Source organism: Bacteroides sp. ET225, assembly GCF_024733745.1.
GTDB classification, from domain to species: Bacteria; Bacteroidota; Bacteroidia; order Bacteroidales; family Bacteroidaceae; genus Phocaeicola; species Phocaeicola excrementipullorum.
This window is the reverse complement of the sequence record NZ_JANRHN010000010.1, coordinates 57043-81821: the sequence shown is the minus strand read 5'-3', so window position 1 is coordinate 81821 and position 24779 is coordinate 57043. Positions and strand designations below refer to the sequence as shown.

General features: G+C 47.5%; 14 protein-coding genes. 11 read left to right on the top strand and 3 right to left on the bottom strand.

Going from position 1 to position 24779, the window contains the following annotated elements:
- Window positions 1–204 precede the first annotated feature (204 nt).
- From NW212_RS06600 to NW212_RS06550, 11 genes are all read left to right on the top strand, one after another.
- Window positions 205–2439, top strand: coding sequence for an alginate lyase family protein (locus NW212_RS06600; RefSeq protein ID WP_258337854.1), 2235 nt, complete (start codon window positions 205–207; stop codon window positions 2437–2439).
- A 26-nt stretch (window positions 2440–2465) separates the two neighbouring features.
- A complete protein-coding gene (locus NW212_RS06595) occupies window positions 2466–4733 on the top strand; it encodes a surface glycan-binding family protein (protein ID WP_258337853.1) in 2268 nt (755 codons plus the stop codon).
- A 141-nt stretch (window positions 4734–4874) separates the two neighbouring features.
- Window positions 4875–8021, top strand: coding sequence for a TonB-dependent receptor (locus NW212_RS06590; RefSeq protein WP_258337852.1), 3147 nt, complete (start codon window positions 4875–4877; stop codon window positions 8019–8021).
- 14 nt (window positions 8022–8035) lie between these two features.
- The gene (locus NW212_RS06585) at window positions 8036–9769 is read left to right on the top strand and encodes a RagB/SusD family nutrient uptake outer membrane protein (RefSeq protein WP_375337956.1); all 1734 of its coding nucleotides are present in this window, start codon (window positions 8036–8038) and stop codon (window positions 9767–9769) included.
- A 160-nt stretch (window positions 9770–9929) separates the two neighbouring features.
- Window positions 9930–11210 carry a DUF4995 domain-containing protein gene (locus NW212_RS06580; RefSeq protein WP_258337851.1) on the top strand — a complete coding sequence of 427 codons (1281 nt, stop codon included), beginning with the start codon at window positions 9930–9932 and terminating at the stop codon, window positions 11208–11210.
- Between the two features lie 29 nt (window positions 11211–11239).
- On the top strand, window positions 11240–13216 hold the full coding sequence (gene hepC / locus NW212_RS06575; protein ID WP_375337958.1) for a heparin-sulfate lyase HepC: 1977 nt from the start codon (window positions 11240–11242) through the stop codon (window positions 13214–13216).
- A 70-nt stretch (window positions 13217–13286) separates the two neighbouring features.
- Complete coding sequence (locus NW212_RS06570; RefSeq protein ID WP_258337849.1) at window positions 13287–14894, top strand: sulfatase; 1608 nt, start codon at window positions 13287–13289, stop codon at window positions 14892–14894.
- A 19-nt stretch (window positions 14895–14913) separates the two neighbouring features.
- Window positions 14914–16542 carry a Tat pathway signal sequence gene (locus NW212_RS06565; RefSeq protein WP_258337848.1) on the top strand — a complete coding sequence of 543 codons (1629 nt, stop codon included), beginning with the start codon at window positions 14914–14916 and terminating at the stop codon, window positions 16540–16542.
- 10 nt (window positions 16543–16552) lie between these two features.
- Window positions 16553–17497, top strand: coding sequence for an ROK family protein (locus tag NW212_RS06560; protein ID WP_258337847.1), 945 nt, complete (start codon window positions 16553–16555; stop codon window positions 17495–17497).
- A 196-nt stretch (window positions 17498–17693) separates the two neighbouring features.
- Entirely contained in the window at window positions 17694–20180 is a 2487-nt protein-coding gene (locus NW212_RS06555) for a DUF4962 domain-containing protein (protein WP_258337846.1), read from the top strand.
- A 21-nt stretch (window positions 20181–20201) separates the two neighbouring features.
- Window positions 20202–21560 carry a sulfatase gene (locus NW212_RS06550; protein ID WP_258337845.1) on the top strand — a complete coding sequence of 453 codons (1359 nt, stop codon included), beginning with the start codon at window positions 20202–20204 and terminating at the stop codon, window positions 21558–21560.
- A 100-nt stretch (window positions 21561–21660) separates the two neighbouring features.
- Here the strand turns inward: NW212_RS06550 and NW212_RS06545 are convergent, their stop codons facing one another.
- The 3 genes from NW212_RS06545 to NW212_RS06535 all read right to left on the bottom strand — a co-directional run bounded on the left by NW212_RS06545 (window position 21661) and on the right by NW212_RS06535 (window position 24777).
- The gene (locus NW212_RS06545) at window positions 21661–22851 is read right to left on the bottom strand and encodes an FprA family A-type flavoprotein (protein WP_258337844.1); all 1191 of its coding nucleotides are present in this window, start codon (window positions 22849–22851) and stop codon (window positions 21661–21663) included.
- Between the two features lie 17 nt (window positions 22852–22868).
- Window positions 22869–23804, bottom strand: coding sequence for a TIGR01212 family radical SAM protein (locus tag NW212_RS06540; protein ID WP_258337865.1), 936 nt, complete (start codon window positions 23802–23804; stop codon window positions 22869–22871).
- Between the two features lie 106 nt (window positions 23805–23910).
- Window positions 23911–24777 (bottom strand): mechanosensitive ion channel family protein, encoded by an 867-nt coding sequence (locus NW212_RS06535; protein ID WP_258337843.1) that lies wholly within the window; start codon window positions 24775–24777, stop codon window positions 23911–23913.
- Window positions 24778–24779: the final 2 nt, after the last annotated feature.

Below are 24779 nucleotides of genomic sequence, written 5' to 3'. Positions count from 1 at the left end.
TAGGAGGTATCATTGGTGCGTTTTTTTTGTATAAAAGATGATATTTTTCATTTTGCTTCAACAAAAGTGACAGCCTTTAAAACAAAATTGATATTGTGAATACATATTTGTCTAAAACAAATACAAACCGATGAAGATGAAGGTTTTATTAAATCTAAATTTGTATCATAAGAATTAAATGATTTATTAACCAATAAAACTATTATGAAAAAACAGTTTTTGTATCTGTTCGGGTTCTTGGCTTTGACGGCTTGCACCGATGATGAGGAAATCTTTAGTGGTGGAGAAATTGCGGAGCCGGTAATCACTCCCGAGAACAAACCGAACGATGTGGTGACAGGAGATGTGTTTGCCAAACTCAATCTTGATTATCCAGGTCTGGAAAAAGTGAAACAGCACTATGAAGCAGATGAGCAGTATTATGCCGCTCTTGCTTTATTAGACTATTACCGCAACCGGAACATATCCAATCCGGAAGTAGACCTGATAACTCCTTCTCCTACAGACGCAGAGAAACGGATGGCAGACCAGGCTCTGGAAGAAAACGGGTATCGTTTCCGTGTGGGAACTTTTGTCGAAGAAGGGACGGCAGGGCAGTCTGATGCAGTGTATTATTCTTTTGATAATGGAGATGCTGGAATAAACTGGAATATGGAACCGGAAGGTACAAGCCGTGAGTTCAGCTACCAGCAACACCGCTGGCAGTGGATGGAAGCTCAAGCTGAAACTTACCGTTCAACTCGTAACGAAACATATATTCAGTCATGGATAGACGTATACAACAGCTGGTTGAATGCGTTTCCTTGCCCTAACGTGAAATTCGATGACCCGAGAGTCAATGATTCGGACTACAAGAACGACTCTTATCAGTGGAAAGGACTTCAGACTGCGGAACGTGTGCTGACGATGGTTAATATTCTACCTTATTATATATACTCGGACAATTTTACTCCTGAACTGTTGACCACATTCCTTAATTCGTTTGCTGATCATGTGGAAATGGTTCGTCTGAATTATTATTCAGATGGAAACATCCGCATTACGCAGGCTCAGTCTGTGGCTACTGCTGGAATTCTTATGCCAGAGTTCAAAAATTCGCAAGAGTGGACAAACGAAGGCTGCACTATGCTCAATGAGGCGATGGATCAGCAATGGCTTGCAGACGGCGTGCATTATGAATTAGATCCTTCTTATCATATCTCAGCGATTTCTGATTTTCTTTCTGTAGTCAGTTTGGCAGAAGCGGCACAGGCGAACGGTTCGTCTACCCCTCTGTATGGGGATATTGTCGACCGTCTTAAATCGTCCATGCAGTTTGTGTTTGACCTGGCCTATCCGAATTATCAGGTTGACAATTGGAATGATACGCGTGCCAGTGCCTATACAACTTCATGGAGAAACCGGATGAGGGAATATGCTGCTCTTTTCCCGGAAGATGATGAATGGCTTTATGTGTCATGGGGAGGATCTCACGGAGGAACTCAACCCACATGGACAAGCAAGGCTTATGCTACCAGCGGCTATTATATGTTACGCAACTGGGGGAACGACCCGATTATGATGGTGTTGAAAAACAACTATAACCCCGACCAGTCATGGCATTGCCAGCCAGACAACGGCACATTCAGCCTGTGGTATAAGGGGCGCAATTTCTTCCCTGATGCTGGTTGCTATTCTTATGACGAAGGCACTCAACGCAGCACTTACCGGCAGTCTATGATTCACAATACGGTGTCGATTCAAAACAACAATTTCCCGGAAAGCCAGCAGTTGGGCGAGATGCTGAAGCATGAGTCTACAAGCGTTTATGACGCCATAGTTACGGAAAACCTTTCTTATCCTCAAGGTATGTCTATAGGGAGTGCAACAATGGCAGGGAATTTTTATCACCGCCGCACGGCATTCTTTGTGAAGAGTGCAGCAACGCCGTTCTTCGTATTGTTGGATGAGATGCACGGCGAACCGGGAGAAACAAATGTGAACAACAAGTTCAACATAAATTTCCATCTGTATGCTGAAGCAGGACAGAATGTTGTTATAGACAATAATCCGAAGAAAAGCGATGCAACCATCGATGAGGCCAAATATGCGCAGGCACATACTGCATTTGAAGACGGGAATAACCTGCTTGTCAAAGCATTTGCATATAATGAACAGGATTTCGAGATGACAACGAACAAGGGTGATGTGGCTGTTTCTGAAACGGTAGGGCAGACAACAGGCGAAGTGCGCGACTGGCTGCGTATTAACGGACGTAAACCTGCGGGATCAATGAACCGTATCATCACGATTCTGTATCCGTATAATGGAACTGCTGTACCTTCTACGGAAATTAAGGCGAAGTTTACAGACGCACCTGCTGATGTGACTTATCCTGAAAGTGCAGCTTTCCAGGTGACGGTGGGCGGTGAAACTTTCGACCTTTCATATACATTGTAATAATTCATTAACTAAATATCCATACAATGAAACTAAAACGTCAACACTTTTCATCAGGGTTTCTGGCAATCCTGATGCTTGTCCTAATGGCGGTGTCAACCACTTCCTGCAAGGACACGGAAACCGTCGACACGTCGGGCTTTCAGTTGCACTATACCAGCATGACTGATATAGCGCCGTCCATGTCGGGGTATGTTATCGCTAACCCCTCATATAAGGGACTTCCTCCTTCTGATTTTGCGATTACGCGGATTACTTTTGGTGAAGAAGGTGAGGCTTATACAGGTGACAGCTTTCAGATTGATGCTTCGTCCGGATCAATAGAGATTCTGAATACGGACAACCTGTCTGTAGGAGTGTATCGGATATCTGTTTCATGCGTATCGGGAGGTACAACCTATTCGTTTCCTGATATTGTAGAAGTAAATTTTCTGAAGCCTGTCCCTGACGGAATTGTAGTTGAGCCGAATCTGTTGACCGCTGATTACAATGATATTCTTGATGCAAACAGCGAAGCAGAAATGCCGACAGCGCAAGTAACAACGGATAACTCTGCAGAGCATATAACCATCACAGGGTATGCCATATCCAATGTGCGTCGTGGCGATGTTATTTATGACAATACGGCTAATCCGCTTTTTGCTATATCGGAAACGGGAGAAATCTCCATTGTGAAGGGACATGATGAAGCAACTGAAACGAATTTAGTCCCCGGTGTATATACAATTGACTTGAAGTTGAATACACGTGCGGCTGATGCGAACAGTGAATTGGGTATTTATACGGATGCGTTGCAGGTGAATGTCATTTCTGCTCCGCGCGGCTTAAGTTATGCAGACGGCTATGTAGAAGCCGGTGACGGCACATCAGAACATCCGATGAGAGGATTCACCAGTGAAGCTCCTGTTTTGCGCGGATCTGCAGAAGGTGTGAACTATGCCATTGTTGCAGTAAAGAGGAATGGTGTGGAAGATGAAAGCGCGATGGCTAAGTTCAGCATTGATGCAGCAACCGGAATCATTACTGTGAGCGATGATCATGGTTTTGTGATTGATGATGTTTATACGGTAGATGTTAGCGTAACTAATGCGTATTCTGCTGAAGGAGAAGTGTACGTTGGAGAAGATGCGTTGACGGTTACAGTGGTAGATTGGGTGAGCGCACCGATATCTTTGTCTTATGGCAACGTGAGTGCCCAACGTCTTATTGAGTTTACTGCATCTCCGGAATATGAAGGAGGTACGACTGCATTGGTTTATTCATTTGATAACCTTGATGAAAGTCTGGCGGATTATTTGTCTATTGATTCGGAAACCGGCGTGATTTCAGCTGCGCAAATGCATGAAATAACTCCGGGTGATTATACGGTTGTAGTGAAAGCAAGCAATTTTGTCGGTGAAATTACCGGAACAATGAATCTGCATGTGGATGAACACCCGTGTTACTTCACTTATATCCGATATGGAAACAATCTGGGCTTGGATGAAACAACTGAAGCCAGTCAGTTCCGTTTCCATAGTCTTAGCGAAATACAGAGTATGGGAACTATTGCTCCTAAAACAGACTTTAATCCAGATGGTGGAGCTACTTTGACATGGAGTAGTGAAGCTAAATTTCAATCTGCAGGTATTAGTATCGATCGTAACACTGGGGTTCTGACTTTAGGAACAACTGAGGCTAATTTTGCCAGAGAGATGCCGATAATTTTTGTGACAGCAACGGCTACATTGGATGATTTCTCTTACTCGCATGTGGTACCTGTATTCTTCCATTATGCGAAAGAAGTTAACGGAATCACTTTAGAATATACTCCGTTCGTATTTCGTACAAGTCCTAGATTGGGCGGTCGTTCAAGTGTGCCGGTACTTGGAGGAGCGGATGCTTCTAACTTTTTGATAGATTACCGGAGAAGTCCCCAATATTGGAACTTGAATGGTAAGAGAAGTGACGGGACACCTCATGAAAGCGGTGCTATTGCGGACAACCAATTCCTAACAAATTTGTGGACTACCTATGGTGCAGGTACAGGGTCGAAGGATCCCATGGGATTCTTTAGAGGAACTGATATTGATCATAGTAATTTGTCTAGGAAATTAGGATATGTGGATAACACATCAGGAAGTTCAAACAAATACTCTGTTGTTGTCAATCCGAATTTATGGAATGACGATGGTTGGGCTGATGGCGTGTTTATGATGACAATGACTTTTACAGTTGATGGAAACATTAATAATGTGAATGGTGGAACAGAAATTCGTCCTATAGCCATCTGGCTTGACAAGAGTTTAAATTGATAAGAGAAAATAAAAAAATCTCCGGCATATTCTTTCCGAGAAGTTTTCGGTAGGTGAAGAATATCAAGGGACAGGATGCCGGAAAGGGCCGGAGATTTTGAAACCGTTTTCTTTATAATAAAAACAATTAATGAAACGATTATGAATCATATACATTTATCAAATTCAACAGGCCGGAAGTTTGCGCTTACACTTTGCGCATTGCTTCTTACAGTCTGTGTGTATGCTCAGAAAACATTGAACGGGGTGGTGCTTGATGAGCAGGATATGCCTTTGATAGGGGCTACAGTGGCATTCTCCGGAAAAACGGGAGGTACGGTGACAGATATGGACGGAAAGTTCACGCTGAAAGTGAAAGTGGGGGACAAACTGACTTTCTCTTACATCGGCTATCAGACAAAGACAATGACTTTTAAGGGACAGAATAATATTACTGTTCGTCTGGAGCCGGACAACAAGTTGCTGGATGAAGTGGTTGTTGTCGGTTATGGTTCGATGAAGCGCAGCGATTTGACGGGATCGGTTGCTTCTGTCCGCGGTGAAGACTTGATAGGCTATCAGAGCAGCTCGGTTGCCGGAGCGTTGGCAGGCCAGGTGGCTGGTGTGCAGATCACGCAGACTGACGGAACGCCGGGTTCGGGATTCAACATCAACATTCGCGGTGTGGGAACCTTGACGGGCGACGCTTCTCCGCTTTATATTGTGGATGGCTTTCAGGTGGATGATATCGAATACCTTTCAGATGCAGATATTGAATCGATTGAAGTGCTGAAAGATGCTTCTTCTTCTGCTATCTATGGAGCACGTGCGGCTAACGGTGTCGTATTGATTACTACCAAGCAGGGAACGGTGAGCAAGCCGACAATCACTTATAACGGATCAGCTACTTACCGTCATATTTCAAAGAAACTGGATGTGCTCAGTCCGTATGAGTTTGTGAAGCTTCAAGGAGAAATCAACTCACAGTATCTTAACACCTATTATAGAGAAGGTAACGATGAGGATGGCAATCCTTACCGTTATCAAACGTTGGATGATTATATAGGTGTGGAACCGGTAGACTGGCAGGATGAAACATTTAATCCGACTTGGTCGCAGTCGCATAGCGTATCTCTTACCGGAGGTACTGATCAGAGCAAGTATGCAGGAACTTTTTCACGTTATGTAGAAGACGGTATTTTTAATAACAGTGGTTTTGACAAGACGACTTTCAAACTTCGTTTTGATCAGAAACTTTCAAAGAGTTTGTCGTTTAATGCACAGGTGAACTATTCTATGACTAACCGCAGGGGACAGGGTACATCGGGAGACAGCGGGCGTTTCAACATGTTGGCTCAGATTCTTACCGCACGTCCTACTGCAGGTCTTCGTATGACGAACGAAGAGTTTCTTGCTACTGCCATTGACCCGGAACTGCTGGAAAGCGGCGAAAGTTTGGCGCAGGTGAACCCTGTGATGCAGACAGAAAATGTGACAAACAATAGGAAAGCTGAAATGTGGTCGGGAAACGCAGCTGTTAAATGGGAGATTATCAAAGGCTTGACTGCCAATGTTTCAGGAACGTATCGTACGACCAATACGCGTGCTGATGTCTTTTACCATGACGGATCCAAGGAGGCTTACCGTAATGGTCAGAGTCCATACGGACAAAGCCAGATGACTCGTGAGGTAAGTTGGACAAACAGCAATACCTTGACGTGGAAACAGAAAATCAAGAAGCACAGCTACGATGTGATGCTTGGTCATGAAATTGTATTCAGAGGTACAGAATATCTGTTGGGGCAGTCGATGGATTTCCCGTTTGACAATTTAGGAAACGACAATCTTGGTGTAGGAGCTACCCCGAGCCGTGTCACTTCGAGCCGTTTGGACAATAAGCTGCTTTCTTTCTTTGCCCGTGCAAACTATAATTATAACGACCGTTATCTCTTGACGGCGACAATGCGTGCCGATGGTTCTACCCGGTTCTCTGCAAAGAACAAGTGGGGATATTTCCCTTCATTCTCTGCTGCATGGCGTATTTCGGAAGAAAACTTCATGAAAGGCATTGACTGGATTTCAAACATGAAACTCCGTTTCGGATGGGGATTGGTTGGTAATGACCGGATTTCCAATTACCTTTCACTCGACCTCTATGAAACAACAAAGTATGGCGTGGGCAATCAGGTTGTGACCGTTTTAACGCCGAAGCAGCTGAGAAACTCCAATCTGAAATGGGAGGCTTCTTCTACAGTGAATCTCGGTCTGGATCTGGGTTTCTTTGACAACCGCCTGAATGTTACTGCCGACTTCTTTATCAAGAATACGAAAGACCTGTTGCTTGCACAGTCGTTGGCGCATGTAACTGGATTTGAATCTCAGATGCAGAACATCGGTAAGATACAGAACAAAGGTATAGAGCTTAGTCTTACAAGTTCGAACATTGAACGGAAGAATTTCACTTGGCAGACCAATTTCAATATTTCGTTTATCCGCAATGAGCTGAAGGCTCTTGCTGACGGTGTGGATGCCATGTATGCACGTTCCGGTTTCGACAGTAACTTTACGGCTTACGACTATGTAGCGATGGTAGGCGAGTCGCTTGGCCTGATTTACGGTTATGAGTTTGACGGAATCTATCAGAGCGATGACTTCTATACGAGCGCTTCTACCGGTGAGCTGATTCTGAAGCCGGGAGTAACAGACAACCAGCGTTACACTGAAGGAGTGGAACCGGGAGTTGTAAAATACAAAGATCAGGACGGTGATGGAGTAATTACGACAAATGACCGTACGGTAATCGGCAATGCACTTCCTAAATGGTATGGAGGTATCACCAATACATTTAATTTCTATGGCGTGGACTTCAGCTTCATGTTCCAGTTCAACTATGGAAATGATGTGTATAATGCAACCAGACTGTTCTCTACTCAATCTCGCTTGGGACGTAAGAATATGCTGGCTGAGGTGGCAGACCGTTGGAGTCCGACCAATGCTTCAAATAATGTGCCGAAATATGACGGATATATAACGAATGATGTGTATTCACGCTTTGTGGAGGACGGTTCATTCTTGCGTCTGAAGACGATGACATTGGGCTATACTTTCCCGCGCGAATGGACGAAGAAATTTAAGGTTTCCAAACTGCGTGTATATGCTCAGGCACAGAACCTGTTCTGTATCACCGGTTATAGCGGCTACGATCCGGAGGTCAGCATGGCAGCCAGCAACCCAATGACTCCGGGACTTGACTGGGGAGCTTATCCGAAGAGCCGTATCTTTACTGTTGGACTTGATTTACAATTCTAAAAAACAATCGAACGATGAAAAAGAAATATCTATATACGATGCTGTTTGCTGCTGCTTGTCTGACAACAGTTGCTACGTCATGCTCCTTGGATGAAGAGGATTATGTAGACATCGAAAAGAACAATTATATGAACGACGCGAGTGAGGCGGAAACCGTGCTGCTTGGAGTATATCAGGCCGGAGCGGTTGATGCTACTTATGGGATGAACTTGTCTTTTTATCTGAATATGGGCACGGACTGCGAACAGGTGGAAGGAAGCTCTACAGAGAACTTCCGTATCGTTCCGACCAATGCTTATCCTACCACTCAATCAGATATCCAGAATACATGGGAGGCCCTTTATACGGGTGTTTACCGTGCCAATGACTTCTTGGAACGTTTGTCTGTCAAAATGGAAAGTTTTGAGTCGGAGGATGACAAGAATCTTGCCGCTATCTATTTGGCGGAAGCCCGTTGTTTGCGCGCTTTGTATAACTTTGAGTTGGTGCGCCGTTTTGGAAACATTGTATTGATGACCAGTACGGCCATGTCAGACCAGCATCCCTCTACCTTTGTGCAGGAGGATCCGGTGAAGGTATATGAGTTCATAGAGGCAGACCTGAAATATGCTATAGAAACGCTTCCGTATGCAACGGACGACACTTATCGTGAAAGTAATGATTTTCGTTTTTCAAAAGGTGCGGCAATGGGTTTGCTGGCAAAAGTTTATGCAACATGGGCCGGATATCCTATCCAGGATACTTCGAAATGGGAGCAGGCTGCCAATATTGCCGGTCAGTTGATAAATTCAGGAAAGCATGATTTGCTGGCTGATTTTGAACAGCTTTGGTATAACACGTGCAACAGTATCTGGGACCCGACAGAAAGCTTGATTGAGATCTCTTTCTATTCTCCTACTGCAAGTGCTTCCAGCGATCCTGTAGGACGTATCGGAAAGTGGAATGGGGTAAGAGCGACTCAGATAGCAGGTACGAGAGGACGTTGTGCGGCAAACGATAAAGTGGTGCATTCATTTGTGCTTGACTGGAGAGCGGAAGATGGCATTGGTATGACGACAGACGGAACTAACAATGTTTATACGTATGAACCGGAAGCCGGTACACCGGGCTATGACTGCCGTCGTCCTCTTTCGATCGCTAATTATCAGTATAATGATGACTATGTGCTGTGGACAAAAACATCCAGTACTACGGATGAAGTGGCGGCTCAGAATGATCTTAATCCGGATGCCGGACAAAGGTATAAACAGAATTATACACCTGCAAAGTGGGATATTGAAAAATACACTCAGGCTGCCAATGTTGTCATTAATGATGATAAGTCGAATGTAAACTGGTATGTGCTCCGTTATGCTGATGTGCTGTTGATTTATGCCGAAGCGTTGAATGAATGGAAAGGGGGACCGACTGACGAAGCATATGCGGCAGTAAATAAAGTGCGCCGCCGTGCCTATAATGATACCAGTCATGACCTTGCACAAGGAATGGATCAGGCTGCTTTCCGTGAGGCTGTCCGCAAGGAACGCAAGTATGAGCTGGCGTTTGAAGGACACCGCCGCCTGGATCTGGTACGTTGGGGCATTTATTATGAAACCATTCAGGAAACTTATGACAAGTTGATGAACTGGTGGCCGGATGCCAACTATGTGGTTTACAACTATACGGTGAAAGGCAAAAACGAACTTTGTCCCATCCCGCAGCGCGACATGGACTTGTGTACCCAGTTTGAGCAGAATCCCGGCTGGTAATACAGAAGTGACATAAATTTCAACAAAATTGAAGATTCTCCCGGCTTTTCTGACAGTCGTTTTGACATTTGAAGTCAGTTGTTTACAGCAGAAAGCCTAACTTTGTAATAGAAGGAAACAGGAGAATCTTCAATTATTAACATTAAACTTAAAAAGACGAATGAAAAGACATTTTGTTATTCTCGCTTCTGCAGCTTTGACTTTTGCTGCTTGTCAGAATGCACCCAAGGAGGATTACAGTTGGATTAAAAACAGTTTGGATGTGGCTTCTGCTCAACTGATGCAGACAGCGGAGGAAATTGATGGAACTGGCAAGTTCCCCCGGTCAATATGGACAGGCTATACAATGGATTTCCTTTGCAGTCAATTGGAACGTGATTCCGCTACTTTTAAAGATTCATTGCGGATAAATCCTGCCGCCGACAAACTCGGAAAGCTTCGCCTTTGTAATGTATATGACTGGACAAGCGGATTCTTCCCCGGCACGCTGTGGTATGCATATGAACTGACGGGCAATGACTCACTGAAGACAGAAGCGGTCAAGTATACGAATCAGTTGAATCCGGTCCGCTATTATGGCGGAACGCACGACCTGGGCTTTATGGTGAACTGCAGTTACGGAAATGCGCGCCGTCTGGCTCCGAATGACACCATTGCCGCTGTCATGACTGAAACGGCGGATAATCTGTACAAACGTTATAATGATTCAATCGGCTGTATCCGTTCGTGGGATTTCGGCGCATGGAATTTCCCTGTGATTATCGATAATATGATGAATCTGGATCTCTTGTTTACGGTCAGCAAGATGACACGCGATTCTAAATATAAGGACATTGCCGTAAAACATGCCAATACGACCATGCACAATCATTTCCGTCCGGACTACACCTGCTGGCATGTGGTGAGCTACAACGATGACGGTACGGTAGAAAGGAAGCAGACTCATCAGGGGAAGAACGACGATTCTTCCTGGGCTCGCGGACAGGCATGGGCTGTGTATGGATATACTTCCTGCTTCCGTGAAACAGGTGACTCGACTTATCTCGACTTTGCCTGCCATATAGGCGATATGATTATGGATAAGGTGAAGACCGATGATGCCATTCCGTATTGGGATTATGATGCTCCTGTCACTCCGGAAACTCCGCGTGATGCTTCGGCTGCGGCAGTTACCGCTTCCGGAATGCTGGAACTGAGCACAATGGTTCCTGACGGACAGAAATATTTTGACTATGCCGAAAAGATTCTGAAGAGTCTGTCATCGCCTGCTTATCTGGCAAAACCGGGCGAGAATTGCGGATTTATATTGATGCATTCTACCGGATCGCTTCCCAACGGATCAGAAATTGATACACCGTTGAATTATGCCGATTATTATTATATGGAGGCACTGAAGCGTTATATGGACCTGAAAAAACTAACCTATAAAGATCTTAAATGATTATGAAACTGAATTTGAAGACCGTGGCGATGGCTGTCGTTTCATGCTTTGCTTTGGGACAGGCTATGGCGCAGGAACTGAAGACTGAAGTCTTTTCTTTGCTTAATCTGGATTATCCCGGACTGGAAAAGGTGAAGGCTTTGCATAATGAAGGAAAAGATGCTGATGCGGCTAAAGAACTGCTGGATTATTACCGTGCCCGCACAGGTGTGAAAACCCCGGACATCAATCTGAAAAGCATCAAAATCAGCAAGACCGAACAGCAGTGGGCGGACGATGCCTTGCAGCATACTTTTTTTGCGCATAAGGGATACCAGCCTTCATTTAATTACGGAGAAGACATCGACTGGCGCTATTGGCCGGTAAAGGATAATGAACTGCGCTGGCAGCTTCACCGTCACAAATGGTTTACTCCGATGGGGAAGGCTTACCGTATTTCGGGTGATGAAAAATATGCGGAAGAATGGACCAGACAGTACATCGACTGGATAAAGAAAAATCCGCTGGTGGAAATCAGCAAGGATGAGTTTGAAATGAAAGGAGATTCTAAACTGAAGGGGGATGCCGAGAACATGCGCTTTGCATGGCGTCCGCTGGAAATCAGCAACCGTCTGCAGGACCAGACTACGCAGTTCCAGCTTTTCCTCGTTTCTCCGTCGTTTACGCCGGAATTCCTTACCGAGTTCCTGCTCAATTATTACAAACATGCGAACTACCTTATCGGACACTACTCTGACAAGGGAAACCACCTGTTGTTTGAGTCGCAGCGCATCATGTATGCCGGGACTTTCTTCCCCGAGTTCAAGGATTCTCAGATGTGGAGAAAAAGCGGTATCGATATCCTGAACCGTGAAATCGGCGTGCAGGTATATGATGACGGAGGGCAGTTTGAACTTGATCCGCATTATCATCTGGCAGCTATCAATATCTTCTGCAAGGCCTTGTATCTGGCAGATATGAACGGCTTCCGTGACGAGTTCCCGAAAAAGTATCTGGATACGGTGGAAAATATGATTATGTTCTACATGAACGTCAGCTTCCCGGACTATACCAATCCTTGTTTCAGCGATGCTAAGCTGACAACCAAGAAGGAAATGATAAAGAACTACAAGCAATGGGCGAAGCTTTTCCCCGACAACAAGGCGATTCTTTATTTTGCAACGGAGGGAAAGAAAGGCGAACTGCCTGCTTATCTGTCGAAAGGTTTCCTGACATCCGGCTTCTTTGTTTTCCGCAACTCTTGGGGAATGGATGCTACCCAGATGGTTGTGAAAGCTGGTCCGAAAGGGTTCTGGCATTGCCAGCCGGACAACGGAACGTTTGAACTTTGGTTCAACGGAAAAGACTTGTTCCCTGATTCCGGTTCGTATGTTTACGCCGGTGAAGGAGAAGTGATGGAATGGAGAAAATGGTTCCGCCAGACAAGGGTGCATAATACGCTGACCTTGAACGACAAGGACTTGGAAACGACAGAGTCTGTAACCAAGCTTTGGCAGCCGGATGGAGATGTGCAGACTTTGGTGACAGAAAATCCGGGCTACAAGAACCTGAAGCATCGCCGTTCGGTGTTCTTTGTCGACAACACTTATTTCGTGATTGTCGATGAGGCTGCAGGCAGTGCCAAAGGTGTAGTGAATCTGCATTATCAGATGCCGAAAGGAAAGATAGCCAACAGCCGTGAGGATATGACTTTCGTCACTCAGTTTGAAAACGGCAGCAACATGAAGCTGCAATGTTTCGGCCCGGACGGAATGACAATGAAGAAAGAAGAGGGGTGGCAGTCGACTGCTTACCGCAAGAAGGTGAAGCGTATGAATGTTTCGTTCAATGTCAGAAAAGACGGAGGCGATGCCGTACGCTACATCACTGTCATCTATCCGATGAAAGACAGTGCCGATGCGCCCGAAATGTCTGCCAAGTTCAAGAACAAGAAGTTCGATGAGAAAGGGCTTGAAGTGGAAGTGAAGGTGAACGGCAAGAAACAGGTATTGAAATACAATTTATAATCATTGACGGATGAGCGTGTGCCGTCACAGTTCGGTGCACGCTCGTTTTTTTTAAGAAAAATCGGTAATTATGAAAAACATATCAGGCAGTCTTTGTGTGGCCACACTCGGGCTTTTGGGATGTGCTTCCCATCAGAAAGAGCATGTAGAACAGCCCAATATCATTTTCATCATGACAGATGACCATACAACACAGGCAATGTCATGTTATGGAGGCCATCTTATCCAGACTCCCAATATGGACCGCATTGCGGAGGAAGGTATCCGTTTTGACAATTGCTATGCGGTGAATGCTTTGTCGGGACCGTCGCGCGCTTGTGTGCTGACGGGAAAGTTCAGTCATGTGAACGGATTTACAGACAATGCCAGTACCTTTGACGGAAGCCAGCAGACTTTTCCGAAGCTGCTTCAGCAGGCTGGCTATGAAACTGCTGTTATCGGAAAATGGCATCTGATTTCGGAGCCTCAGGGCTTTGACTATTGGAGTATACTGACCGGGCAGGAAGAGCAGGGCGACTATTATGATCCGGATTTCAACGAGAACGGAAAACACATCACGGAAAAAGGTTATGTGACGGATATCATCACGGATAAGGTGATCCGTTTCCTTGACGGAAGAGATACGTCGAAGCCTTTCTGCGTGATGTTCCATCAAAAGGCTCCTCACAGGAACTGGATGCCGGCTCCGGAACATCTTGGGATGTTCAACGATACGGTTTTTCCGGAGCCTGCCACGCTGTTTGATGATTATGCCGGCAGGGGGCGCGCTGCGGCGGAACAGGACATGTCGCTCGCCAGGACTTTTACGGACGACTGGGACTTGAAGCTTATGACGAGGGAAGAGCTTCTGAAAGACACAACCAACCGTCTGTCAAAGGTGTATAGAAGAATGCCTGTGGAAGTGCAGCACAAATGGGATTCTGTTTATGCGGGAAGAATAGCAGAGTACCGCAGAGGCAACCTTAAAGGAAAAGAACTTGTCAGTTGGAAGTACCAGCAGTATATGAGAGATTATTTGGCGACAGTCGTTTCTGTGGATGAAAACATCGGTCGTCTGCTGAAATACCTTGAAGACAAGGGGGAACTTGACAATACGGTCATCGTCTATACATCCGACCAGGGCTTTTTCTTGGGCGAGCACGGCTGGTTCGACAAGCGTTTCATGTATGAAGAATGCCAGCGTATGCCGTTGATAGTCCGTTATCCGAAGGCGATAAAGGCAGGTTCGGTCAGTTCGGCCATTTGCATGAATGTGGATTTCGCTCCTACGTTCCTCGACCTTGCCGGGATAGATATTCCGGAAGACATTCAGGGCGAATCGTTGAAGCCGATTCTTGAAAATGAAGGGAGAACTCCGGACGGATGGAGAAAGGCCGCTTATTATCATTACTATGAATATCCGGCAGAGCATAGCGTAAAGCGTCATTACGGCATACGTACCCGGGACTTCAAGCTGGTACATTTTTATAATGATATCGATGAGTGGGAAATGTATGACCTGAAGAAGGATCCGAATGAAATGAACAACGTGTTCGGACATCCGGAATATGCGGAAGTTCAGCAGGAAATGATGTCGCTGCTGAAAGAAACTCAGACGCAGTATGGCGATACGGATCCCGAAGAGAAGGAAAAGGTGCTTTTCAAAGGTGACAGAAGATTCCAGCATAGACAAAAGTAATTATATAAAATCTGATATCATGGACAGAAGACATTTTTTGGAGATTTCGGGCTGGTCGTTTTTGGGACTGGCCGCTTCTGGCAGTTTGCTCGGCGCATGCAAGCCGGGAAGCAAGGAAGCAAAGAAAATCATGCCGTCGCCTACAAACACGAAGCTGTTTTGGGGGGACTTGCACAATCATTGCAACCTGACGTATGGGCACGGCGATATGCGCGACGCATTCGAGGCTGCCAAAGGGCAGCTTGATTTTGTGAGCGTGACACCTCATGCGATGTGGCCGGACATTCCGGGTAGGAACGATCCGCGTCTGTCGTGGGTCATTGACTATCATACCGGTGCTTTCAAACGCTTGAGGGCGGGAGGCTATGACAAGTATGTAAAGATGACGAACGAATATAACAGGGAGGGAGAGTTTCTGACTTTCATAGGCTATGAGGCGCACAGCATGGAGCATGGCGACCACGTGGCCTTGAATTACGACTTGAATGCCCCGCTTGTAGAATGTACGTCGATCGAGGACTGGAAACAGAAGGCAAAGGGGCATAAGGTTTTCATTACCCCTCACCACATGGGGTATCAGACCGGCTACCGCGGATATAACTGGAAGTTCTTTACGGAAGGCGATCAGACTCCGTTTGTTGAAATGTATTCGCGTCATGGCTTGGCCGAAACGGATCAGGGAGATTATCCGTATCTGCATGATATGGGACCGCGCCAGTGGGAAGGCACTATATTGTACGGTCTTGAGCAGGGGCATAAGTTCGGATTGATAGGATCTACCGACCAGCATTCGGGGTATCCGGGAAGTTACGGCGACGGGCGTGTGGGGGTATTGGCTCCTTCGTTGACCCGTGATGCGGTATGGGAGGCCTTGCGCACGCGCCACGTTTGCTGCGCTACGGGCGACAATATCAAGATTGACTTCCGGCTGAATGACGCGATGATGGGGGATGTGGCGCGAGGAAACAGCCGCCGCATTTATCTGAATGTAGAGGGGCAGAGCTGCATCGACTATATCGACATCATCAAGAACGGAAGGCTGCTTGCGCGGATGAACGGTCCGATGACTCCGGTTATGCCGGAAGGCGATACCGTACATTGCAAAGTGAAGGTTGAATTCGGCTGGAACCGTGAGGAGCGTTATGTCACGTGGAAAGGAAACCTGTCAATCGACAAGGGACGCATCCTGAAAGTCACTCCTTGTTTCCGCGGTGCAGCGTTTACTTCTCCGCAGGAGGGTGAAACGGAGTTCCATACCCATGTCAACAAGATCATCTCGGCATCGGAGCGTCAGACGGAGCTTTTGCTCTATACGTCGAAGAACCCGAATACGCTGACTCCGGCTACTCAGGCTGTTATTCTCGAACTGGAGATGCCGAAGGACGGAATCATAACGGCTGATTTTAACGGCAAGCAGTTTAAGCATTCGCTGGGCGAGCTGCTGGAAGGCTCGCGCTCGCATTTTATGATCGGATGGCTGAGCGAGGCCATCTTGTTCAACCGCGCCATGCCTGAAAGCTGCTATATGATTGAGCATTACATGGAGGACAAGGAGCCTGAAAGAGATACGGACTATTATTACGTGCGTGTCCGTCAGCGCGACCAGCAGTGGGCTTTCAGTTCTCCGATATGGGTGGAACGTGTTTGATTGAGTTTGTATGGAAAAGAGATATGTAATCGGAATTGATTTGGGCGGCACGTCCGTGAAATATGCCTTGATTGACAACGAAGGGACGTTTCACCGCCAGGGGCGTTTGCCCTCGTATGCTGACATTTCGGCCGAAGCGATAACGGGACAGATCTGCAAGGCTGTAAGGGATGCGGCTGATGCGGCGGCCAATCTCGGCATCCGTGTTGAAGGCATCGGCATCGGGACTCCAGGCATTGTGGATGCATCGGGACGCAGGGTGCTGGGCGGTGCGGAGAATCTGGCCGGATGGGAGAACCTGCCTCTGGCCGACATCATAGAGAAGGAAATCGGTCTGCCGGTGCGAATCGGAAACGATGCGAACATGATGGGACTGGGAGAAATGGCTTTCGGTGCCGGAAAAGGTTGTGGAAACATCGTGTTCGTGACCGTCGGAACCGGAATCGGCGGTGCGGTGCTGATCGACGGGAAGCTGTTCGGCGGTTATGCAAACCGGGGTACCGAACTTGGACACGTGCCGTTGATTGCAGACGGAGAGCGGTGTGCCTGTGGATCGGTGGGGTGTCTGGAGCACTATGCTTCGGCCTCGGCGCTGGTCCGCCGTTTCCGCGAGCGTCTTGAAAAAGCAGGAGCTCCGGTGCCGTCGGAAGAGATTAACGGTGAACTGATCGTGCGTTTGTACAAGGAAAATGATGCAATTGCCGTGGAAAGCTTCAACGAGCATTGCGACTTTTTGGGGCACGGCATCGCGGGATTCATCAATATATTCAGTCCCCAGCTGGTCGTTGTCGGCGGGGGATTGTCCGAATCGGGCGACTTCTATATAAAGAAAGTCAGCGAGAGTGCATTCAGATATGCTATTCCCGACTGTGCGGTCAACACGCGCATTGTAGCGGCTTCTTTGGGAAACCGTGCCGGATGCTTGGGGGCGGCTTCGCTGTTTTTCTGCGGATGAGTCTTGTATCTTTCGTGATTTCCCTTATGTAAGCTGTTGGAACAGCACTTGTTCTGTATCTCCAGCCTAAGGATGTATGTCTTTAGGCTGGAGATATATATCTTTAGGTTGAAGATATGTGTCTTTCGGCTGGAGATGGAGATTGTCTGCCGTATTTTCGGCATTTGTAATGTGGTTTAATGTTTAGGCAATGAGTATGAAGAGAGTTTTATCATTGGCCTTGCTGTGCATGGCGGTGCAGTGGGGGCTGGCTTCCGGGCTTTTGCCCGACTATCTTTATGAGGAATGGAGGAAATCGCCTTTCCCTCAGAAAGGGGTGACGGTTTCTGTAAATCCATCTCCTCTGTTGTGGCCTTCTGTGAGGTATTGGGAAAAGAAGGATGTGACTTACAATGTTTATTTGAGCCGGGATTCCGTGTTTTCTGACGAGTCCACTATGCGGAGCATGGGACAGCGTTATTGTTTTTTCAATCCTCACCGGTCGCTTGAACCCGGTGTGTGGTACTGGAAATACGAGATTGTAGACAATGGAAAGGTGCGTCCTCAGGGAGTGTTTTCTTTTGTGGTTGAAGCTGATGCGGAAGGAACGGTCACACCCGCTTTCGATGCTTTTGTCCGGAATATTCCGCAGGTCCATCCCAGGGTAATGAACTATGGCAGAAATCTGGACGCTATCCGGCATGAAGCGCCTTCGCATCCGTTGTACAAGCGCATGATCCGTGCTGCCGAACAGGCTGCGGTCAAGCCTGTGTATCGTGGTCCGGTGGAGAGTGATATTCCTGCCGAGGAACGCCGGCTGAACCAGATAGGAGGGGAGGAAACCGAAATATACAGAACCTTGCTTGAAGGCTATGTGCTTTCCGGAAAACCGGAGCTGCTCGACGCTTTGCTGGAGCGCACGGATGTTCTGCTACAATGGCCCACTTACGACCTGTTGGGCTCAAAAGTGCTGACTTCGCTGGCCTTGGGATACGACATGCTTTATGATAAGCTGGATGACAAGGTGAAGAAGCGGATACTGGCGGTCATCAACAGCCAGTTGAAGGACGGGCTGAAGCGCTGGCCGGGATACACGGAGGCACGTCAGGTGGAAAATCATTTCTGGCAGATGGAGATTACGGGCAACTTTACTGCGGCTTTGGCTACACTGGGACATCTGAAATCTGCTGAAGAAATGTTGCGCTACACCTACGAGCTCTTTATCGCCCGCTTTCCGAACCTGTCGACTCAGGATGGCGGATGGGCTGAAGGAGAAGGATACTATAGCGTGAATCAGAGCGCGATCGTTGACATGGCTTTGCTCTTGAAGAAAATAGGGAAGATAGACATCTTCAAGTCGGGATGGTACCGTAACCTGCCCGACTATTTCATCTATTTTTCTCCTGTGGCTTCGCCTGTGTCCGGATTCGGAGATATGCACGACCGCGTAGCTACAGGAAGTCTGAAGGGACGTTCTGAGATGCTGGTCATCAGTTGCGAGGAGAATAATCCGAAAGCCGTTTACCGTCTGTTCAGTTCCTTGAAGCCGGCAGACTCTTTTTATGGAGGGAAGTGTCCGGCTGATTATTGGAAAAAGCCTTTGGCGAAAGTAGAGCCCTGGTATCAGATTGTGGATAATGTGAGGCTGACGGCAAAAGATGCGGTGGAGCCGGATACGGTTGCTCAGGATAAGGTCTTTGTCGGCGTAGGGGCGGCAGCCATGCATACGGATGTGCTGCATCCCGCAGAAAATACGGCTGTGTTTTTCCGGTCTTCTCCCTTTGGCGCAAAAGGACATATGCACGCCAATCAGAACAGCTTCAACATCTCGCGGAAAGGGGAACGGCTTTTTTATCCAACGGGTTATTATACGTCGTTTGCCGACCCTCATTCGCTGACTTCATACCGTCATACGCGCGCACATAATACGATTCTGGTGAACGGATGCGGACAGGCTTTCGGTCATGAGGGCTATGGATGGATCAAAAGGCACCTGCACGGACGCTTGCTGTCGTATGTGTGCGGCGATGCCAGCCGTGCTTACCGCCCGGTGACGGACGGCCAGTTCAAGGATTTGCTGGAAAAGAACGGCATAGCCCAGGACAGTGCTTCCGGTTTCGGCGATTCGGGATTGAAGAAATACGAGCGGCATCTGGTGTTTGTCCGTCCGGATATCGTGGTTGTGTATGATGTACTTCAGGCTGAAAATCCTTCGGTGTGGACTATGCTGCTCCATACGGTCGAAAAAAGTTCGCTGGCTGATTCGCTGGCTTTGCAGCTGAATACGGAGCGCAGTGTTGCACGCGCCGATGTATTTGGCAGTGTGCCTCTCCGTGCGGAACTGACCGACAAGTTCTTTTCTCCGGCGGTCGACTTCAAGAAGAAATATAAGAACGGAACCCCTCTGCAGTATCATGCTTCATTCAGCAATGCCGCAAAGGTCAGAAATATGCGTTTCCTGACCGTAATCCGGATGAGCGACAAGGGATCGGATCTTTGCCCGCTCGTATGCACGGGAAAAGGAAAGTGGACTGTCGGAAACGTTTCAATTGAGGCGCAGCTTGATGCCGGCAAGCCTGTTATGCTTAAAGTGGAATGCGGAACTTCGCGGCTTGATGTCGGCGAACGGGAAACCCGGCTTGAAGAAAACGGAATGAAACATTCTTGTTCAGACTTGATACCTGAAGGAAATTATGTATATTAGTGGCAAATTTATGTATTAGGTATGAATGTAAAGTTTTTTTTGTTGGCCGGGACGGTTGCCCCTGTTGCATTGTCTGCTCAGAACCGTCCGAATATTATTTATATTATGACAGACCAGCAGTCGGCTGCAGCCATGAGCTGCGCTGGGACGGCTGAGGTGAAAACGCCGAATATGGATCGGCTGGCTGCGCATGGCGTGAGGTTTGAGAACGCCTACTGCGGGATGCCTTTGAGCGGTCCGACGCGTTCGGCCATGTTTACCGGCTATATGCCGAGCGAAATAGGCACGATAGAAAACGGCATAGCGATTCCCGACTCACTGCAGGAGCATACGCTTGGTTCCTTGATGACGGAAGGAGGGTATTATTGTGCTTATGCAGGCAAGTGGCATGCGAATACCGTTTCGCTGCCTTCCGAATATTCTTTCGGTTTTCATCGTCTGAGCATGAACGGGGACATCGGTTTGGCCGAGTCTTGCGTGGAGTTCCTCCGGAGCAAGCCTGAAACTCCGTTTTTCCTTGTGGCTTCCTTTACGAATCCGCATAATATCTGCGAATATGCACGCCATCAGCATACGCCTTATGCAACGGTAGAGGAACCGCCTTTGGAGGAATGTCCGAATCTTCCTGCGAATTTTGCCGTGAATCCTTATGATGCCAGTGTGCTCGCTTTCGAGAAGAAGCAGAGTTATGCTTTGTATCCCTCGCAAGATTTTACTCCGGACGACTGGCGGCGCTACAGAAATGCGTATTTCCGCCTGGTGGAGGCGGTTGATGCCGAAATCGGGAAGATAGTGGATGAAATAGACCGTCAGGACTTGTGGAAAAATACTGTTATCATATTTACAAGCGATCATGGCGACGGATGCGGTGCTCACCAGTGGAATCAGAAGACCGTGCTTTATGAAGAAGTGGCTAATATCCCGTTCATTGTCTGCCTTCCGGGAAGCAAGAATGGAGGCAAGGTGTTGCCCCAGCTGGTAAACAATGCCGTTGATCTCATGCCTAGTGTATGCGATTGGGCGGGCATTGACATGCCGGCGGGCAGACAGGGCGTGAGTTTCCGCGGCATTGCTGAAAGCGGACTTCCGGAGAAGCCTCACCAGAAATATGTGGTGACTGAAACCAATTTCAACCAGACCAGCGGTACGCTGGGATGGATGGTGCGCACGCCTCATTACAAGTATGTGCTTTATGACAAGGGAAAGTATCGTGAGCAGTTGTTTGATATGGATAAAGACAGAGGCGAGATGCAAAACCTTGCGGTTGAGGCTGGTTATGCTCAGGTATTGGAGGAACACCGGCAGATGTTGAAAGAATGGCTGGAGAAACATCCTGCGCCAGGACGGGAGAAACATCTGAGTCTGATTCCTGCCGATTGATAGTGCTGATATAAATTAATGTGCCGATGCTCCGACTCTTTCGCATGTGGGTTCTGCGTTTGTCGTGCATCGGCACATTGTATTTTATGCTGGCTATATCTTATTTCCGGTCTGCTTTCAGGCGGTCGGCCATTGCTTTGGCCAGTTCTTTTGCCTGAGCGTAATTGTCGGCTTTCATGCTTTGTTTCATTTCTACCGGATTGCCGACTACTTCAAATTTCAGCTTTTCCGCATATTCAGCCAGTTTCTTTACGGCTGCACTGGCCCATGTGTATGAACCGAAATAGCCCATGATGCGGTTCTTCATCTCTCTTCCTGCCACTTTGCTGAGCAATGCTTCCATTTCCGGATACAGGTGCATGTTGTAGGTAGTGCATCCGACAATCAGACCTTTGTATTTGAATATGTCCGACAGAATGTACGACTGGTGGGTATGCGAAACATTGTGGAGGATAATGTTCTTGATACCTTCCTTGCTCAATTCTTCGGCAATGGTTTCTGCAAGCTCTTCGGTGTTTCCGTACATGGTTCCGTAAGCGATTACAACCCCTTCTTCGCCTTCATAGCGGCTCATCTTGTCGTAAAGGTCGACAACTTGAGGTATCTTTTCTTCCCATACCGGACCGTGAGTCGGACAGATCATGCTGATTGGCAGGCTGCTGCATTTCTGCAAAGCCTTCTGTACCGGATTGCCGAATTTCCCGACGATATTTGAATAATAGCGGCGCATTTCGTTTTCATAGATGTCCGTGTTGATGTTCTTGTCGATGCATCCGCCGTTTAGCGCTCCGAAACATCCGAACGCGTCGCCCGAGAACAGAATGCCGTCTGTTTCATCAAAAGTGACCATCGTTTCGGGCCAGTGTACCATCGGAATGAGATAGAACCGCAAGCTATGGTGTCCCAGCTTCAGGAAATCGCCGTCGCCCACGACATAACGTTCGCCGGTTACGCCATAATAGCCTTCAACCATGTCGAAAGTCTTTTTGTTTCCAACCAGCACAATTTCAGGATAGTATTTCTTTATGAGAGCGAGGGAGCCTGAATGGTCCGGTTCCATGTGATTGATAATCAAATAGTCAATCTTCCGGTCGCCGATAACGCTGCGGATTTTTTTCATGTATACTTCAAAAAAAGCCACGTCCACCGTGTCGACCAGTGCAACCATGTCGTCATCGGCAATCAGGTAAGAGTTATAAGATACGCCGTAAGGCAATGGCCACAGATTCTCGAACAATGCTTTTGTCCGGTCGTTCACACCTACATAATGAACTTTTCCTTTAATTTCCATTTGAATCTAATAGTTATTTATTGTATCCTGTTTTTATAATGTTTTCCTTGCCATGAATCGCGTTCTTTCATGCGCTTCTTTATCCTTTCGGTAAATTCATAATTCTTCAGTCCCCAGTCGGGAGCGATGAGCAGTTCTTTGGGCGACTGAGATATAAACCGTTCGATCACGATGTCGGGACGAAGATGTTCCAGATAGTCGATGGTCAGATCGATGTATTCGTCTGCCTTGTACAGATGGAACTCTTCGGGGTGTTCGGCATATTCATGCGCCATGCGGGTTCCTTTCACGAGCTGCAGCTGGTGGAGCTTGAGCGTATTCAGAGGCAGCTCTGAAATCGTTTCCGCCTGAGCGATGATCTGTCTGTTGCTTTCTCCCGGCAGGCCAAGAATGACATGCCCTCCTGTCAGAATCTTCCTTTGCGCTGTTTTTCTGACGGCATCGGCTGTACATTCAAATGTATGTCCTCTGTTGATCCGTTTCAATGTGCGGTTGTCTGTAGATTCGATGCCATACTCAACGATCAGGAATGTTTGCCTGTTCAGTCTTTCCAGATAGTCCAGCAGCGAATCCGGCATACAGTCCGGCCGTGTTCCAATGACCAGTCCCACTACGTTTTCCACTTCCAGAGCCTCTTCGTACATGCGTTTCAGTTCCTCCAGCCCGGCATAGGTGTTGGTGTAAGCCTGGAAGTATGCGAGATATTTCATCTTCGGATACTTTCTGGAAAAGAAGGCTACCCCCTCACGTACCTGTTGCCCGACAGGTTTTTCCGTGTGGCAATACGCCGGATTGAATGTCTGGTTGTTGCAGTACGTGCATCCTCCATATCCCTTTGTGCCGTCACGGTTCGGACACGTGAAGCCTGCGTTGATTGATATTTTCTGTACTTTGTACGGAAAGTGCGCGGCCAGAAAACCGGAAAAGTCGTTGTAGCGTACCCGTTCGTCCATCGTTTGTCTTTTACGGGCGCAAAGATAATCTTTTTTCACGGAAGTGCAAAGTCTGGTTTCCGCACATTCCGCCCTTTAAATACCTTTAAATGTTTTCGGCTGTCCGTCAGTCTTTGGCCTGATGTACAGTGAGCTGCGGGAACGGGAAGCCGATTCCTTTCCGGTTGAACGTATCGTATATTTTCTTGTTCATGTCGAAGTATACGCTCCAGTAGTCTTCGCTTTTGGCCCATGCGCGCACGACAATGTCGACGCTGCTTGCCGAAAGTGCCTTCAGAGCGACAAGCGGAGCCGGGTCTTTCAGGATGCGTGTGTCGGCTTCGATAAGTTCTTCGAGGACGCCCTTCACCTTGTCTACGTCTTCACCGTATTCTATGCCTATGATCCATTCGGCGCGCCTCATGCTCTGCTTGCTGTAGTTGGTGATGGCGCTGCTGCTGAGCACTCCGTTGGGGACGTAAATGATTTTGTTGTCGAGTGTGGCGAGCACCGTATGAAAGATCTGAATTTCCTTTACGGTTCCGCTTACGTCGGCTGTTTCCGTATCGATATAGTCGCCCACCTTGAACGGCTTGAATACCAGAATGATCAGTCCGCCGGCAAAGTTTGACAGATTGCCTGACAAAGCCATACCTACCGCTACGCCGGCAGAGGCCAGAAGGGCGGCGATGCTGGTGGTTTCTATTCCCAGCTTGCTGATGATGGCGAAGGCCAGCACCAGGTTGAGCAAGATGCTTAGGAGGCTTTTGAGGAAGGTTTCTACGCTGACTTCCAGTTTTCTTTTCCTGAGTATTTTGCTTACCAGACGGTTGATCTGTTTGATGATGAAGCGTCCGATGATAAAGATCAGGATGGCGCCGATGATGTTTTTTCCGGCATCGATACCCCAGTCGATCAGTCGGTCAAGAACGGCTTCCATATTGATTTTCGTAGAAGCGCTCAATAGCATGATGTGTTGTAGTGTAGCTGACATAA

Coding starts and splice junctions, on each gene's coding strand:
- NW212_RS06590 (WP_258337852.1), top strand. CDS start 4,875: ATGAATCATATACATTTATCAAATTCAACAGGCCGGAAGTTTGCGCTT.
- NW212_RS06595 (WP_258337853.1), top strand. CDS start 2,466: ATGAAACTAAAACGTCAACACTTTTCATCAGGGTTTCTGGCAATCCTG.
- NW212_RS06570 (WP_258337849.1), top strand. CDS start 13,287: ATGAAAAACATATCAGGCAGTCTTTGTGTGGCCACACTCGGGCTTTTG.
- NW212_RS06560 (WP_258337847.1), top strand. CDS start 16,553: ATGGAAAAGAGATATGTAATCGGAATTGATTTGGGCGGCACGTCCGTG.
- NW212_RS06555 (WP_258337846.1), top strand. CDS start 17,694: ATGAAGAGAGTTTTATCATTGGCCTTGCTGTGCATGGCGGTGCAGTGG.
- NW212_RS06585 (WP_375337956.1), top strand. CDS start 8,036: ATGAAAAAGAAATATCTATATACGATGCTGTTTGCTGCTGCTTGTCTG.
- NW212_RS06545 (WP_258337844.1), bottom strand. CDS start 22,851: ATGGAAATTAAAGGAAAAGTTCATTATGTAGGTGTGAACGACCGGACA.
- NW212_RS06580 (WP_258337851.1), top strand. CDS start 9,930: ATGAAAAGACATTTTGTTATTCTCGCTTCTGCAGCTTTGACTTTTGCT.
- NW212_RS06550 (WP_258337845.1), top strand. CDS start 20,202: ATGAATGTAAAGTTTTTTTTGTTGGCCGGGACGGTTGCCCCTGTTGCA.
- NW212_RS06565 (WP_258337848.1), top strand. CDS start 14,914: ATGGACAGAAGACATTTTTTGGAGATTTCGGGCTGGTCGTTTTTGGGA.
- NW212_RS06535 (WP_258337843.1), bottom strand. CDS start 24,777: ATGTCAGCTACACTACAACACATCATGCTATTGAGCGCTTCTACGAAA.
- NW212_RS06540 (WP_258337865.1), bottom strand. CDS start 23,804: ATGGACGAACGGGTACGCTACAACGACTTTTCCGGTTTTCTGGCCGCG.
- hepC (WP_375337958.1), top strand. CDS start 11,240: ATGGCTGTCGTTTCATGCTTTGCTTTGGGACAGGCTATGGCGCAGGAA.
- NW212_RS06600 (WP_258337854.1), top strand. CDS start 205: ATGAAAAAACAGTTTTTGTATCTGTTCGGGTTCTTGGCTTTGACGGCT.